Here is a 15,968-nt window from a genome sequence, read left to right as displayed (position 1 = left end):
AGGAATTATGAAAACTCGAACCCGTCTGTTCGCAGCGGTCGCCGCTCTCGCCGTTGTCGCGTCTCCAGTCCTCGCCGGACCCGGCGGCAATGGCGGCGGAAAGGGTAACGGCGCAAGCAACGGCAACGGCGGCAACTCGGCCGCGGCCGGATCGCAGGGACACGGAGCCGCAACATCTGCGGCGGCCAGGGATAAGTCCACTCGGGGAATTGCCCATGCAATGGCTGTCGTTTCGACGACGCCGGCCTCGCCGCAGGCCACCCTGTCTTTGCAGGCAGCCTTGGACAAGTTCCTGGCAAGAACGGCCGCGGATGATCCGGTAGAGTCTTCCGGCGACACCTCCGGCGAAATTCCCGACGCAGCCGAATAGAATTGCAAATCGTGCGCTGCGCGGCGGCGCACCGCATTATCGAGATTCTTGCCCGGTTGGCGGGCTCCTTCATCTGTTCGGCCGATGCCATGGGTCAGGAAAAAGTCGACTTTCGAGCCCGATCCCTAAGGGATCCCCTGGAACGGTCCTGCCCCAACAGACGGTCCAGAGAGCACCACCGGCCTCGGGGCCGGTGGTGCGTTTTTTCGTGGCGCGCTCAACTGGCGCTTGCCGAGGCCGTTTCCGGCCGATCTTCATCTATGCGCGTTGGCCCTGGTTCGAGCGCGGCGGCATCGACCCAGCCATGCCCTGCGCATCGGCTATCTGACGCCCGCGCCTTTGCGAAAATCCGACGGCGACATGCCGGCCAGTTTGCGGAACGATTTGTTGAAGGCGCTAAGCGAGCCGAAGCCGGAGTCCATGGCGACGCGCAGCACGTTGGCGTCCTGGTGCATCAGCAGAGCCTGGGCGTAGCTGAGCCGCAACAGATTGACATATTCATTGAGCGTCATGCCGGTCGATTTCTTGAAAACGCTCATGGCGTATTTGGGGTGGATGTCGGCCGCCGCCGCGATGTCGACGCAATCGACGTCGTAGAGGAAATTCTCGGCGATGAAGTCGCACATGCGCCCGACATTGCGCAGCGATTGCTGGTCAAAGGGGCTGCCTGCCTCCTGCTCGATCGGCGTTTCGGGTACCAGCCGGAAGGGCTCGAAGCGCACCCGCTCCAGCCGTAGCAGCAGTTCGTTGACGGCGTGCTCGGCCTTGCCCGCATCGCCTGAGCGGACGTAGCGGTTCCAGCGCTCGAAATTGTCGCTGTCGGACCGGTCGGTGGCATTGGTCACCAATGTCGCGCCGGTCATCAGCCGGTTGCGGACGTCGGCGGGCAGGTGCAGCCGGAAGAAATGCACCAGCGGCAGATGCGCGCCGGCATAGACGGCGTCGTCCGACGCATCGTCCATCTGGTGCGGCAGGCCGCCCCAGAACAGGCACATGTCACCGGCCGAAAGCGCGATCTCGTGCTCGTCCATGCGGTAGTGCACAGCGCCGCGGACGATGAAATTCACCTCGACCTGGGCATGCCAATGCGGCTTCAGCATCACCAGGGGCTGGGTGTGAAACATCTGCAGCAGCAGCGGCAGACCCTCCACGCTGCTGGCGCCAGGCTGGTAGAACGGCCTTTGCGGCATCTTACTTTCCGCCAATTTCTTATTCCCTTTGTCGCGGACAAGCCTTCCCCAGCCCCTAGTCTAGCCATGCTCGCGAAGAGAGAGCAAATGAAATGGGAGGATTTCAATGCGCACCATACTGACCTGCGCCGCGCTCGCGCTTGCCCTGGGCTCCGCCCCGGCCTTTGCGCAATCCGGCGAAATCACGATCTGGAGCTGGAACATCGCCGCTTCGTCGCTGAAGGCCACCATAGAAGGTTTCAACAAGCAATTCCCCGACATCAAGGTCACGGTCCAGGATCTCGGCAACAACCCGACCTACGACAAGTCGATCGCCGGCTGCGCCGCCGGCGGCGAGGGGCTGCCGGACATCGTGACGATCGAGAACGGTGAAGCCGAGAACTACTGGAGCCAGTTCCCGGACTGCTTCGTCGACCTTCACACGCTCGGCTATACGGCCGAAGACCAGGCAAAATTCCCCGATTTCAAGCGCACCGAACTTGAAGTGGAAGACAAGGCCTATGCGATGCCGTGGGATTCAGGCCCGGTGGCGATGTACTACCGCCGCGACTTCTACGAGAAGGCCGGCGTCGATCCCGCATCGATCAAGACCTGGGACGATTTCATTGCCGCCGGCAAGAAGATCCAGGAGGCCAATCCTGGTGTTAAGATGACCAACGCCGATTTCAACGGCGACTCCGAGTTCTTCCGGATGATCGCCAACGAGCAGGGCTGCGCCTATTTCGCCGCCGACGGGCAGTCGATCACCGTCAATCAGCCGGCCTGTGTGGCGTCGATGACCAAGATCAAGGAGATGAATGACGCCGGCATCATCACCTCGGCCGACTGGAGCACCAAGATCACCAACAACACCGCCGGCACCGTCGCCACCCAGATGTATGGCGGCTGGTACGAGGGCACCATCCGCACCGAGTCGCCCGACGGCAGCGGCAAATGGGGCGTCTACCTGATGCCGAGCCTCACCGCTGACGGCCCGCGCGCCGCCAATCTCGGCGGCTCCTCGCTCGCCATCACCTCGGTGTCCAACAACAAGGAAGCCGCCTACGCCTACCTGAAATACTCCCTCGCGACCAACGAGGGCCAGATAGCGATGCTGAAGGGTTTTGGCCTGGTGCCGTCGCTGATCTCGGCGCTCGACGACCCCTATGTCTCCGAAGGCCAGCCCTATTGGGGCGGTCAGGCGGTGTGGAAGGACATCCTCGGCACCTTGCCAAAGGTCGTCCCCAGCCGCGGCACGCCGTTCCAGAGCGACGCGGAAATCATCGTCCGCGCGGTGCAGACCAAATATCTGGGCGGCGGCTACCCCGACGCCAAGGCGGCGCTCGACGATGCCGCAAGCCAGATCGCCTCGGCGACCGGCCTGCCGGTCGCCGAGTGATATGAACGCGGCTCCCCCTTCTCCCCTTGTGGGAGAAGATGTCGCCGAAGGCGACGGATGAGGGGTGTTCCAGCTTGGCAGGGACGGTACTCCGTCCAGCACCCTCATCCGTCTCGGCGCTGCGCGCCGATCCACCTTCTCCCACAAGGGGAGAAGGCAAGGCAGGCGCAGCGCCGACCTCGACAGCAAGCCGGCAAACCCAGAGACAGGAAGGAGAAGGAATGCGCTATCAGAACGCCACGGCGTACCGCTTCCTCGCGCCCTATCTGCTGATCTTCTCGATCTTCTGGCTGTGGCCGATCATCAGCTCGTTCCTGATCTCCTTCCAGGCGACGCGCACCCTGCCGTGGCGGTTCGCGCCGACCTTCAACTGGGGCCGGCTGATCGGCGACCCGGCCTTCTTCAACGCCTTGAAGAACACTTTGCTCATCCTGGTCATCCAGGTGCCGGTGATGATCAGCTTGGCGATCGTCATGGCTGTGCTGCTCAATTCGCCGCTGTTGAAAGCCCGTGGCCTGTTCCGCTTCGCCTTCTTCGCCCCGGTCGTGGTCGGCGAAGTCGCCTATTCGGCGGTGTTCCGGCTGATGTTCAATCTCGATTACGGCATCATCAACAAGCTGCTCAACAGCGTCGGCCTGCCGCGTATCGACTGGTTCTCCAACGTCACCCCGGCGATGGCGGTGATCATGATCGCGGTGACCTGGCGCTGGGCCGGCTACAACGCCATCATCCTGCTCGCCGGTCTTCAGTCCATCCCCCAGGACGTCTACGAGGCGGCGACTCTGGACCGCGTCAGCAAGCTCAAGCAGTTCTTCTACATCACCCTGCCGCTGCTCAAGCCGATCATCGTCTTCTGCGCCGTGCTGTCGATCATCGGCACCATGCAGCTGTTCACCGAGCCGTTCCTGATCACCGAGCGCGGCGGACCGGGCGGCGGCACCGAAACGCTCGGGCTGCTGCTTTACCGCCAGGGTTTCAGGTCGCTCAATTTCGGCTACGCCTCGGCCATCGCCTACACCATGGCCGGGCTGGCGATCGCCATCTCGCTGGTGCAGCTGTGGCTGACGAGGGAGCCGAAATGAGCTCACGTTCCTCTTCGAGCCGTTCCTCCTCCAGATTGGGACGCAGCATCGCGCTGCATCTGTTCCTGACGCCGCTGGCGCTGATCTGGCTGTTTCCGCTGTGGATGATGGTGATCTTTTCGACCATGCCCGACAGAGGCATTTTTAGCCCCAGCATCGAGCTTTTGCCGCACGGCAGCTTCCTCGACAATGTCGACAATTTGCAGCGCGACACCAATTTCATTGGCGCCATCGGCATCTCGGTCTCGGTGGCGGTGACCTACACGTTCCTGTCAGTGCTGCTCACCTCGATGGCCGGCTGGGCTCTGGCGCGCTACCAGTTCTTCGGCAAGGGCGTCGTCGTCGCCATCATTCTCGGCACCATCACGCTTCCCTATGCTGTCGTGCTGATCCCGCAATTCATCATGGTGGCGCGCGACTTCAAGCTCGCCAACACCTGGGTGGCGCTGATCGTGCCGCCGCTGTTCAATTCGCTCGGCGTGCTGTTCATGCGGCAGAGCTTCTCGATGATGCCGGGCGACCTATTCGATGCCGCCCGCGTCGAAGGGGTCAAGGAATGGCGGATCTTCCTGTTCGTCGCGCTGCCGCTGGCGCGACCGATGCTGGCAGCGCTCGCCATCATCCTGTTCCTTGCCTCCTGGAACAATTATCTCTGGCCGCTGCTGATCAATTCCAAGCCCGGCGCGATGACGGCGCCGGTGGCGCTCGGCACGCTGATCGGCCTCACCAAAGTGTCGTGGGGCGGCATCATGGCGGGCGCCGTGATGCTCACCGTGCCGATGCTCGTCGTGTTCGTGCTCTTGCAGCGCCATTTCGTCGCCGGCATTGCCGCCGGCGCCATCAAATAGGATCAGCATGGCAGCGGTCACACTCAAAAATGTCGTCAAGCGCTTCGGCGTCTTCGAGATCGTTCACGGCGCGAACATCGACGTCAATGACGGCGAATTCGTCGTCTTCGTCGGCCCTTCCGGCTGCGGAAAATCCACGCTGCTCAGGATGATCGCCGGGCTCGAGGACATCAGCGGCGGCGAGATCGCCATCGGCGGCAAGCTGGTGAACGATGTCGAGCCGGCCGACCGCGGCATCGCCATGGTGTTCCAGTCCTACGCTCTCTACCCGCATATGAGCGTCGAGCAGAACCTGAGCTTCGGGCTGAGGATGAACGGCAACCCGAAAGCCGACACCGAGCGGCGGGTGAAGCGGGCCGCCGAGATCTTGCGCATCGCCGAGCTGATGAAGCGGCGCCCGAGGCAATTGTCCGGCGGCCAGCGCCAGCGCGTCGCCATCGGCCGCGCCATCGTGCGTGAGCCGCAGGTGTTCCTGTTCGACGAGCCACTGAGCAATCTCGATGCCGAGCTCAGGGTGCAGATGCGGGTCGAGATCTCGCGCCTGCACAAGGAGCTCGGCGTCACCATGATCTATGTGACGCATGACCAGACCGAAGCGATGACGCTGGCCGACAGGATCGTCGTGCTCAACGCCGGCAATATCGAGCAGATCGGCGCGCCGCTCGATCTCTATGACGACCCGGCCAACCGCTTTGTCGCCGGCTTCGTCGGTTCGCCGAAGATGAATTTTCTGGCGGCCCAAGTGGTCGGCAACGACGGCAATGCAACGGTCCTCCAACTCGCCAACCATGGCGGCGCTCGGCTGCGGAAACCGCTGTCGGACGCCCCGCCTGCGGTCGGCGCCGAGGTCGTGCTCGGTGTGCGGCCGGAGCATTTCTTCGAGGCCGGCGAAGGCGATTGCGATATCGCCGTCAAGGCCGATGTCGCCGAGCACCTTGGATCGGTGAGCTACATTTATGCCAATGCCGGACCAGAGGAACTGATCATCGAGCGCGAGGCATCGCGGCAGCGAGCGAGCGGCGACCACATGGTGGTGTCGATCAAGGCCGGCCGGTCGCTTCTCTTCGACAAGTCAGGTGCTCGCATTCGCTAGTGCCCCAAGCATGCCCTCGGGCGTGAACCGCGCAGCGGTTTGGCACAACGACATGCACACCAGGACACGGAACTTTTTTTCACCAACTCGCGACACCGAGGCGACCCCAAGGAGATCTGAAATGACGTCCGAACCGCAAAAAATCCGCTGGGGCATTCTCGGGCCCGGCACCATAGCCAAGGCCTTTGCCGGCGGCGTCGCCCATTCACGCACCGGCACATTGGCCGCCATTGGCGCGCGCAATCCCGGCAAATCAGGCCTTAATGAAAACTTCCCCGGCGCCCGCATCCTCGACGGCTACGAGGCCCTGCTCGCCGACCCGGACGTCGATGCGGTTTACATTTCGACGCCGCACCCCAGCCACGCTGAATGGGCGATCAGGGCGGCCGAGGCCGGAAAGCATGTGCTTTGCGAAAAGCCGATGGGGCTCACCGCTTTCGAGGCCGACGCGATGATCCATGCGGCGCGCAAGGCCGGCACGTTCCTCGGCGAGGCCTTCATGTACCGGCTGCATCCGCAGACGGCAAAGCTGGTCGAGCTGATCAGGTCTGGCGCGATCGGCGAGGTGCGCATGGTGAAGTCGAGCTTCGGCTTCGCCATGCCTGGCTTCATGCCGGAGCACCGGCTCTACGCCAATGATCTGGCCGGCGGCGGCATTCTCGACGTCGGCGGCTATCCCGTTTCGATGGCGCGGCTGATTGCCGGAGCAGCATCGGGAAAACCCTTCGCCGAGCCGGACAAGGTCGCCGGTGCTGCGCATCTTGGTCAGTCCGGCGTCGACGAATGGGCTTCGGCGCTGCTGCATTTTCCCAGCGGCATCGTCGCCGAAGTCTCCTGCGGCATTTCGCTGGCGCAGGACAATGTCCTGCGCATCCTTGGCACCAGAGGCCGCATCGAGGTCGCGGATTTCTGGTATGCGAGCGGCAGGGAAGGCGGCACCGGCGAGATCCGCATCATCCGTCCGGGCGGTGAGGAGGTGGTCGAGGTCAAGGAAGACCGCTGGCTCTACGCCTTCGAGGTCGACGCCGCCGGCGAGGCGATCCTGGCCGGAAAGCAGGAGTTTGCCTGGCCGGGCATGGGCTGGGCCGACAGCCTCGGCAATCTGCGCGTGCTCGACAGATGGCGCGCCGCCATCGGCCTCGAATACGAGATCGAGAAGCCGGAAAAACGCGTCAACACCATCTCCGGCCGGCGGCTGCGCTCCGCCGGCACCGCCATCCCGAAGCGCGAAATTCCGGGCCTGCCGCGGCCGGCCTCGTGCCTGGCGCTCGGCTTCGAGGATTTTCGCACCTTCTCCTCGGGCATGATCTTGCTCGACGCCTATTTCGAAGCCGGCGGCAACGTCTTCGACACCGCCTTCATCTACGGCAGCGGCTACACCGAAACGCTGCTCGGCCAATGGCTGAAAAACCGCGGTGTGCGTGAGCACTCGGTGGTCATCGGCAAGGGCGCGCACACTCCGCTCTGCTATCCCGATGTGATCGGCAGGCAACTCACCCAGTCGCTCGACCGGCTGCAGACCGATCATGTCGACGTCTATTTCATGCACCGCGACGATCCCGACGTGCCGGTCGACGAATTCGTCGACGCGATGGACCGCGAGGTCAGGGCTGGCCGCATCCGCGGTCCGTTCGGCGGCTCGAACTGGACGCGGGAACGCATGGACGAGGCGATTGCCTATGCCGAGCGGACCGGCAAGCAGAAGCCTGGCGCGCTTTCGAACAATTTTTCGCTGGCCGAGATGCTGGTGCCGATCTGGCCGGGTTGCGTCACCTCGTCCAGCGACGAATGGAAGGCCTGGCTGACCGCCCGGCAGATGCCCAATTTCGCCTGGTCGAGCCAGGGACGCGGCTTCTTCACCGGCCGCGCCGGGCGTGACCAGCGCGACAATGAAGAACTGGTCCGGGTCTGGTACTCCGAGAAGAATTTCGGCCGCCGCGACCGGGCGATCGAGCTCGCCAACAGGCTGGGCAAGAGCCCGATCCATGTCGCGCTCGCCTACGTCCTGGCCCAGCCATTCCCGTCCGTCCCGCTGATCGGGCCGCGCACGCTCGATGAACTGGAGGACAGCCTGCAGGCGCTCGACATTGCGCTTTCGCCCGACGACATTGCGTGGCTGGATGATGGCGGTTCGGATCGGAAACTCGCGCGGGGCTGACATCGCTGCCCTTGCCTTCTCCCCTTGTGGGAGAAGGTGGCCGAGCGAAGCTCGGTCGGATGAGGGGTGTTCCAGCTTGGCAAAGACGGCACTCCGTCCAGCACCCCTCAACCGTCTTGGCGCTACGCGCCAATCCACCTTCTCCCACAAGGGGAGAAGGGGAGCCGCGCGAGATCCCGCAGAGAATCTGCCTGTAACTCTCCGACATTGCCGTCAAACGGCGACCACGGCTTTCGCTGGCAAGATCGCTACGCTCAGCCACATGTGTTTGTTTCAAAGCGCTTTTTTCTATTTCTTGAAAAGCTTGTTGCTTTCCTACATACTTCGGCGAGCAGGCAAGCGATGCGCAAACATGGTCGAGTTCCACGAACGGCGGGGATGAGTCATGACCGAAGCAGACGGCCAGGGACGGCCAACCTCGGACGGCGACCCGGATGCACGCGTCAAGCGCATCCCCGACATCATTTCGCTGGTCAAGGACTCTTACAGTGAATTGCGGCCGGCAGAGCGACGCGTCGCCGATGTCGTGCTCGACGACGTCAGCTTCGCGGTCGACGCCTCCAATGCCGTGCTCGCCCAGCGCGCCCAGGTCAGCGAACCCACGGTGACCCGGTTCTGCCGCGCCATCGGCTGCGAGGGGGTGCGCGATTTCAAACTGAAGCTGGCGCAGAGCCTGGTCGTCGGCGCGCTCTATCTGAGCAAGCCGCCGCCGGTGAGCAGCGACAATGGCATGCCGTTCTGGAATGCCGTGTTCGGCGAGGCCCGCCGGGCGCTGCAGGAAGCAGAACGGCAGCTTGACCCGGCGCAGCTTATGAAGGCCGCCGAGCTCATCGCCAAGGCGCGCCAGGTCACGGTGTTCGGCCTCGGCGGCAGCTCATCGGCGCTGGCGCAGGAGACCCAGTACCGGCTGTTCCGCTACGGCATCACCGTCAGCGCCCAGTGCGATCCCTATCTGATGCGGATGACCGCCTCGACCCTGAAGCCCGGGGACCTGGTGATCGCCATTTCGGCGACCGGACGCACGCGCGAAGTGATCGAGGCCGTCGAACTCGCCAGGCATTACCGCGCCAACGCGATCTGCGTGACCGCGCCCGACACCGAGCTTGCCCGCGCCTGTGACGTCAGGCTGACGGTGGCGGTATCAGAATATCCCGACACGCTGAAGCCGACGGCCTCGCGGTTTGCCTTTCTGGCCGCGATCGACCTGATGGCAGTGGCGGCCGCGTACAAGCTCGACGGCTCGGCCCGCGAAACGGTCCGCCGCATCAAATACAACGCCCAGATCCACAGAACGGGCAAGGAGATGGAGCCGCTGGGAGACTGAGGGCGCGATCTTCCTTCTCCCCTTGTGGGAGAAGGTGGATTGGCGCGCAGCGCCAAGCCGGATGAGGGGTGTTGGACGGAGTGAGACGTTGGTGTTCTCTGGAACACCCCTCATCCGACCGAGCTTCGCTCGGCCGCCTTCTCCCACAAGGGGAGAAGGACAGACCGGCTGCACCCACTCGAAGGAGAGAAAAAACAGATGCTCGACATGGCACCCTCAAAGCTGGCGGCCAGCTGGCTTTCCTCGCTCTCCCGCGCCCTCGAGGCGGGCGACGCCGAGGGCGCGACCGATCTGTTCGCCGAAGACTGCTACTGGCGCGATCTGCTGACCTTCACCCGGAACATCAAGACCATGGAAGGCCGCGCGGCGATCCGCGACATGCTGGATGCCACGCTGGCGGCGACAAAGCCGACTGCCTGGCAGCTCACTGGCGAGGCAAGCTCGCACGAAGGCACGATAGAAGCCTGGTTCACCTTCGAGACGTCATCGGCGTGGGGCCAGGGCATCATGCGCTTGGCAGACGGCCGGTGCCGCACGTTGTTCACGGCGATGAGCGACCTCAAGGGTTTTGAGGAGCGCAAGGGACCGGCGCGGCCGCTGGGTGTCCGCCACCAGGCCGACCCGGACCGCGAGACCTGGGCCGAGGCGAGGGCGCGCGAAACGCGTGATCTCGGCGCCATTGAGCAGCCCTATTGCCTGGTCATCGGCGGCGGCCAGGGCGGCATCATGCTGGGCGCACGCTTTAGGCAGCTCGGCGTGCCGACCATCGTCATCGAGAAAAACGCGCAGGCCGGCGATTCCTGGCGCAACCGCTATCGCTCGCTCGTGCTGCACGATCCGGTCTGGTACGACCATCTGCCCTACATCCCGTTTCCGGAAAACTGGCCGGTGTTCACGCCCAAGGACAAAATGGGCGACTGGCTGGAAATGTACACGCGCGTCATGGAACTGAATTACTGGACCTCCACCAGATGCGTCAACGCCAGCTACGACGAAGCCGAAAAAATCTGGACGGTCGATGTCGATCGCGCCGGCGAGCGCATCACGCTGATGCCAAAACACATCGTCTTTGCGACCGGCGCCTATGGCCCGCCGCGGCAGATCGACCTGCCGGGCGCCGCGGCGTTCCAGGGCGAGATCCTGCATTCCAGTCAGTATGTTAGCGGCGAGAAATTCCGCGGCAGACGCGTCGCGATCATCGGCGCGGCGAGTTCGGGACACGATATCGCCGTCGACCTCTGGGAGAGCGGCGCTGCGGTGACCATGATCCAGCGCTCGCCGACGACGGTGGTCAAATCAGACACGTTGATGGAGGTCGGCTTCGAGATCTTTTCGGAAAAGGCACTGGCCCGCGGCATCACCACCGAAAAAGCCGACATGATCGTCGCCTCGACGCCGTTCGCGCTGCTGCCGCAAAGCCAGCGGGCGCTCTACGACATCATAAAGGCACGCGACGCGGCCTTCTTCGACCGCTTGCGCAGCGCCGGCTTCGCCATCGATTTCGGCGACGACGAGACCGGGCTGCTGATGAAGGCCTATCGCACCGGCTCGGGCTACTATATCGACGTCGGCGCTTCCGATCTGATCATCGACGGCGAGATCGGCGTCCGCAGCGGTGTCGAGATCAAGTGGCTGACGCCAACCGGAATCCTGTTCGACGACGGCAGCGAACTGGCGGCCGACGCGATCATCTCCTGCACCGGCTATCAGTCGATGAACGAAACTGTGGCCGCGATCGTCTCGCGCGAGGTCGCCGACAAGGTCGGGCCGTGCTGGGGGCTCGGCTCTGGCACCAGGGGCGACCCGGGACCATGGCAAGGCGAACTGCGCAACATGTGGAAGCCGACGGCGCAGGAAGCGCTATGGTTCCACGGCGGCAATCTGGCACTGTCGCGCTTCTACTCGAAATATGTGGCGCTGCAGATCAAGGCGCGCATGGAAGGCGTTGCGACGCCGGTTTATGGGGCGCCGGGGTGAAGCTGTGATCTCCCCCCTTGAGGGGGAGATGTCGCCGAAGGCGACAGAGGGGGTCGGTTCGACCGGGCTCGCCTTCCTGCAACGGATGGAGGTTGGCGCTCGACGTGCGGCGCCCCCCTCTGGCCTGCCGGCCATCTCCCCCTCAAGGGGGGAGATCACCCACGCCCGAAATGCCTGGCCACCACCTCGACATGCGTCTCATGCGCATGCGCTTCGAAGCGTTCGGTATCGCCAAGATCGTTAGCCGCTTCGTTCGGCCACCAGGTGCCGCCAATCACGATGCCGTCCGATACCAGCCTCTGCTCGGCGATCAGCGAGGCACCGACCGCATCGACGAAAGTGAACCGGCCCGGACGCAGCCGCAGCACCGCGACGTCGCCGACGGCGCCGACCTTAAGCGTGCCAAGCTCGGGCCTTGCGATCGCCTCGGCCGGCCGTTGTGTCGCCGCGCGCAGCACGTCGACCAGCGGCATGCCGAGCGCCAGCAGTTTCGACATGCAGACCAGGATGTCGAAGGCCGGACCGTCGACGCAGTAGAGATGCACGTCGCTGCTGATCACGTCAGGCGCCAGCCCTTCGCTGAGCATCGCCTTGGCGACCGCGAAATCGAACGAGCCCATGCCGTGGCCGATGTCGAAGATGACGCCGCGCTCGCGCGCCAGCCGCATGTCGGGCCGCACCGCGCCAGAGGCGAAGACAGGCGCATTGGGAAACGGCCGGAAGCAGTGGGTGAGGACATCGCCCTTGCGCAGCCGCGGCAGCACTTCCGAACGGCCGGGCGGCGGCTCGTCGATATGCGCCATCAGCGGCAGGCCGGCCTGGTCGGCGGCCTCGAGCGCCAGATCGACCGGCGCAATGCCGCTGCTGCCGCCGGCATGGCGACCCGAGCGTACTTTGACGCCGACCACCACGTCCGCGTGCTCGCGCACCGCCGCCACCGTCTCGCGCGGTTCGCAGAGCCGCAGATCGCTGCACTCGCCGACCGAAACGGTCTGCGAGAAGCCGAAAATGCCGGCAAAGGAAATGTTGACATAGGCCAGGATGCGGACCTTCGAGCGCTCGATGACGTGGCGGCGAAAGCCGAGGAAGTTGCCGGCGCCGGCACTTCCCGCGTCGATGAAGGTGGTGGTGCCGCTTTTTGCCGCGAGCCGGTCGGCATCGACGCCAAGCGAGGTGCCGCCCCAATAGACGTGGCTGTGCAGGTCGATGAGGCCGGGCGCGACGATGGAGCCTGTGGCATCGACGACGCGCGCGGCACGCTCGAAGGAAATGTCGGCATCGATCGCGGCGATGCGGCCGTTGGCGATGGCCAGATCGCGTTGCGCGTCGAGGCCGGACGCCGGGTCGATGAGGCGGCCGCCCTTCAGCAGGAGATCAAATTGCATCGGCGTCCGGCTCCTGTCCGTTCTCATCCAAGCGGCCCGTCCGCGCAATTCTCCTACAGGCTGTGTTGGAAAGCAACATTTTTCGGGGATTCATGTTGCTTTGTTACAGGAGCGTCGCAAGCGTGAGCAGAGCGCCAAAATTGCCGATCTCCCCCTTGAGGGGGAGATGCCCGGCAGGGCAGAGGGGGGTGCTGTCCCGCCAGCGCTTCTGGGCCGCGCCAACGCGGGCAGCATTCACCGATCAATCCGCGTCGACAGGATGATCGACGACGATGTCCGCTCGACCCCGTCCATCGCGCCAATCTCATCGAGAAGCGTGTCGAGGTCCTTGATCGACGGCGCGTCGACGATGACGATCATGTCGAAATTGCCGCTCACCGAATGCAGAGTCCGCACCGGCGCCAGTGCCTGCAGGCTGCGCACCACCTTGTCGGCAAGCTTGGGCGTGACGGTGAGCAGGACATGCGCCCGCACCAGTCCCTGTTCGTAATCGGGCGAAAGCCTGACGCCATAGCCGGTGATGATGCCGCGCTGTTCCAGCCGCTCGATCCGGCTCTGCACCGTCGTCCGCGACACGCCGAGCCGCCGCGCCAGCTCGGCCGTCGAGGCGCGCGCATTCGCGCGCAGCAGGGAGAGCAGGGCCAGTTCGGCGTTATTAAGCACTTTCGACGAACCTCATCGGCATACTGTTCAATTTGGCGCTTCGTTTCGAACAGTTCAACACTTCCTTTCGACAGGCAAGCTGCGATTCTATCGGCTCTTTGAAAGGCAAGGCGAGGCAACTGTGAGGCAACTGTCATGAAGAACATCATCGTTGTCGGCGCCGGCAAGATCGGCTCGACCATCGCCGAGATGCTGGCTTCCACCGGCGACTATCACATAACCCTCGTCGACCGCTCGGCCGCACAGCTCGGCGCGGCCGAACTGCCGGAAACGGTCGAAACGCTGGAGCTCGACATCGAAGCACCAGGCATGCTCGAAGCGGCCCTGGCCGGCAAGTTCGCGGTGCTCAGCGCCGCGCCCTTCCACCTGACCGTGCGCATCGCCGAAGCGGCGGCCAACGCCGGTGTGCATTATCTCGATCTGACCGAGGACGTCGTCGCGACCCGGCGCGTCAGGCACTTGGCGCGTACCGCCAACAGCGCCTTCATCCCGCAATGCGGGCTGGCGCCGGGCTTCATCTCGATCGTCGCCAATGATCTCGCCAGCCGCTTCGACACGCTGGAAAGCGTGCGCATGCGGGTCGGCGCGCTGCCGCAATACCCGTCGAATGCGCTGAACTACAATCTGACCTGGAGCACGGACGGCGTCATCAACGAATATTGCGAGCCTTGCGAGGCGATCGTCGAAGGCGAGCTGATCGAGGTGCCGCCGCTGGAGGAGCGCGAGGAATTCTCGCTCGACGGCGTCACCTACGAGGCGTTCAACACCTCGGGCGGGCTCGGCACGCTGGCCGAAACGCTGAAGGGCAAGGTGCGCACGCTGAACTATCGCACCATCCGCTACCCCGGCCATGCCGCGATCATGAAGGCGCTGCTCAACGATCTCGGCCTGCGCCACCGCCGCGACGTGCTGAAGGACATTTTTGAGAGCGCCCTGCCGGCGACGCTGCAGGACGTGGTCATCGTCTTCGTCACCGTCAGCGGCCGCAAGAACGGCCGCCTGCTGCAGGAAACCTACGCCAACAAGATCTACGCCAAGCGCGTCGGCGACAAGGTGCGCAGCGCCATCCAGATCACCACCGCCTCCGCCATCTGCGCGGTGCTCGACATGCTGGCCGACGGCACCTTGCCGGCGAAGGGTTTTGTCAAGCAGGAAGACATCGCGCTCGACGCCTTCCTCGCCAACCGCTTCGGCCGCGCCTACGCGCAACACGAGATGGTTAGCCGGCTTGCGGGGTGAATGCCCTTGTGAACGCTGGTGGGGCAGCACCCCCCTCTGCCCTGCCGGGCATCTCCCCCTCAAGGGGGGAGATTGATAGCTTCGTCGTCTCACTTAGCTGATAGTATTGATCGTTAGCGAAGGCGGGCATGACATCCGCCCCTTGAGGGGGAGATGTCCGGCAGGACAGAGGGGGGTGCTGTCCCGCCGACATCTCCAGTTTTCGCGCCGTCGCGAACTAGAGCGGGATGAGATTTATGGGAGTCGTGGGATTCCCAAATCAGCGATGATCTGATTCAACCTTGCTGCTGGGCAGGAGGCCAGCATTGATGGTTGGATATTCAATGGACCTGCGCGAACGGGTTGTTGCGGCGGTCAAGGTTGAAGGGCTTTCGCGGCGCGCGGCGGCTGCTCGATTTGGCGTCAGCTACAGCGCGGCGATCGAGTGGCTGAAGCGGGTGGAACAGACGGGGAGCGTGGCGCCCCGCCAAGTGGGCGGCTACAAGCCGAAGAAGATATCGGGAGCGTGGCGCGACTGGCTTGTCGAGCGCTGCCGGGAGAAGGACTTCACCTTGCGCGGGCTTGTGGCCGAACTTGGCGAGCGTGGCCTGAAGGTTGACTACCGCTCGGTGTGGGAGTTCGTGCACGCCGAGAAGCTGTCTCACAAAAAAAGACGCTGATCGCCGCCGAGCAAGATCGTCCCGATGTTGCGCGCCGACGGAGGCAATGGGTTCTGTATCAGGACCGGATCGACCCCGCCCGCCTGGTGTTCATCGACGAGACCTGGACCAAGACCAACATGGCCCCGCTCAGGGGTTGGGCACCGGTCGGACAGCGGATCAAGGCCAAAGTTCCCAATGGCCACTGGAAGACAATGACCTTTCTGGCTGCGCTGCGTCATGATCGCGTCGAAGCGCCCTGGCTCATCGACGGGCCGATCAACGGCGAGAGGTTCCTCCTCTATGTCGAGAAGGTTCTCGTGCCCACTCTCCAGCCGGGCGACATCGTTGTGATGGACAATCTCGGCAGCCACAAAGGCAAGGCCGTGCGTCGCGCCATCCGAAAGGCCGGCGCGAGGCTCTTCTTCCTGCCGAAATACTCGCCTGACCTCAATCCGATCGAACAGCTCTTCGCCAAGCTCAAGCACTGGCTGCGAAAGGCCGCAAAGCGCACCGTTGAAACGGTCTGCAACGCCATCGGCCAGATTCTCAACCGCGTCACACCGCTCGAGTGCTCAAATTACTTCGCAAACTCAGGCTATGACCGCAGGTAATCTCATCCC

Annotated in this window: 13 protein-coding genes; 10 read left to right on the top strand and 3 right to left on the bottom strand. The window is 64.0% G+C overall.

Annotation, left to right across the window (positions count from 1 at the left end; all coding sequences use genetic code 11):
• Positions 1 to 7 precede the first annotated feature (7 nt).
• Complete coding sequence (locus tag JG739_RS03650; RefSeq protein ID WP_202365285.1) at positions 8 to 370, top strand: hypothetical protein; 363 nt, start codon at positions 8 to 10, stop codon at positions 368 to 370.
• A gap of 320 nt (positions 371 to 690) precedes the next feature.
• Here JG739_RS03650 and JG739_RS03645 read toward each other — a convergent pair whose 3' ends face one another.
• Entirely contained in the window at positions 691 to 1,560 is an 870-nt protein-coding gene (locus JG739_RS03645) for a helix-turn-helix domain-containing protein (protein WP_202367328.1), read from the bottom strand.
• Positions 1,561 to 1,666: 106 nt separating this feature from the next.
• Between JG739_RS03645 and JG739_RS03640 the strand changes: the two genes are divergently transcribed.
• The 7 genes from JG739_RS03640 (at position 1,667) to JG739_RS03610 (ending at position 11,420) form a co-directional block, all read left to right on the top strand.
• The gene (locus JG739_RS03640) at positions 1,667 to 2,938 is read left to right on the top strand and encodes an ABC transporter substrate-binding protein (RefSeq protein ID WP_202365284.1); all 1,272 of its coding nucleotides are present in this window, start codon (positions 1,667 to 1,669) and stop codon (positions 2,936 to 2,938) included.
• Between the two features lie 221 nt (positions 2,939 to 3,159).
• On the top strand, positions 3,160 to 4,020 hold the full coding sequence (locus JG739_RS03635; RefSeq protein WP_202365283.1) for a carbohydrate ABC transporter permease: 861 nt from the start codon (positions 3,160 to 3,162) through the stop codon (positions 4,018 to 4,020).
• A complete protein-coding gene (locus tag JG739_RS03630) occupies positions 4,017 to 4,868 on the top strand; it encodes a carbohydrate ABC transporter permease (protein WP_202365282.1) in 852 nt (283 codons plus the stop codon). The genes JG739_RS03635 and JG739_RS03630 overlap by 4 nt, the downstream gene beginning before the upstream one ends.
• A gap of 7 nt (positions 4,869 to 4,875) precedes the next feature.
• Positions 4,876 to 5,961, top strand: coding sequence for an ABC transporter ATP-binding protein (locus tag JG739_RS03625; RefSeq protein ID WP_202365281.1), 1,086 nt, complete (start codon positions 4,876 to 4,878; stop codon positions 5,959 to 5,961).
• 121 nt (positions 5,962 to 6,082) lie between these two features.
• Positions 6,083 to 8,119 (top strand): aldo/keto reductase, encoded by a 2,037-nt coding sequence (locus JG739_RS03620; RefSeq protein ID WP_202365280.1) that lies wholly within the window; start codon positions 6,083 to 6,085, stop codon positions 8,117 to 8,119.
• A 385-nt stretch (positions 8,120 to 8,504) separates the two neighbouring features.
• Entirely contained in the window at positions 8,505 to 9,443 is a 939-nt protein-coding gene (locus JG739_RS03615) for a MurR/RpiR family transcriptional regulator (RefSeq protein ID WP_202365279.1), read from the top strand.
• Between the two features lie 198 nt (positions 9,444 to 9,641).
• Entirely contained in the window at positions 9,642 to 11,420 is a 1,779-nt protein-coding gene (locus JG739_RS03610; protein ID WP_202365278.1) for an NAD(P)/FAD-dependent oxidoreductase, read from the top strand.
• Between the two features lie 155 nt (positions 11,421 to 11,575).
• Here JG739_RS03610 and JG739_RS03605 read toward each other — a convergent pair whose 3' ends face one another.
• Positions 11,576 to 12,805 carry an amidohydrolase/deacetylase family metallohydrolase gene (locus tag JG739_RS03605; RefSeq protein ID WP_202365277.1) on the bottom strand — a complete coding sequence of 410 codons (1,230 nt, stop codon included), beginning with the start codon at positions 12,803 to 12,805 and terminating at the stop codon, positions 11,576 to 11,578.
• A 234-nt stretch (positions 12,806 to 13,039) separates the two neighbouring features.
• Positions 13,040 to 13,468 carry an Lrp/AsnC family transcriptional regulator gene (locus tag JG739_RS03600; protein ID WP_202365276.1) on the bottom strand — a complete coding sequence of 143 codons (429 nt, stop codon included), beginning with the start codon at positions 13,466 to 13,468 and terminating at the stop codon, positions 13,040 to 13,042.
• Between the two features lie 135 nt (positions 13,469 to 13,603).
• On the opposite strand from JG739_RS03600, the gene JG739_RS03595 reads away from it, so the two are divergent.
• Entirely contained in the window at positions 13,604 to 14,707 is a 1,104-nt protein-coding gene (locus tag JG739_RS03595; protein ID WP_202365275.1) for a saccharopine dehydrogenase family protein, read from the top strand.
• Between the two features lie 308 nt (positions 14,708 to 15,015).
• Positions 15,016 to 15,959, top strand: a protein-coding gene (locus JG739_RS03590; protein ID WP_446720497.1) for an IS630 family transposase whose coding sequence is annotated in 2 segments (ribosomal slippage) — positions 15,016 to 15,352 and positions 15,352 to 15,959 — 945 coding nt in all. Because the reading frame shifts where the segments join, the coding sequence is not laid out codon by codon here.
• Positions 15,960 to 15,968 lie beyond the last annotated feature (9 nt).

Origin of the sequence: Mesorhizobium sp. L-2-11 (assembly GCF_016756595.1) — a bacterium.
In the GTDB taxonomy this organism is placed as follows: domain Bacteria; phylum Pseudomonadota; class Alphaproteobacteria; order Rhizobiales; family Rhizobiaceae; genus Mesorhizobium.
This window is presented reverse-complemented; position numbering and strand designations above follow the sequence as displayed.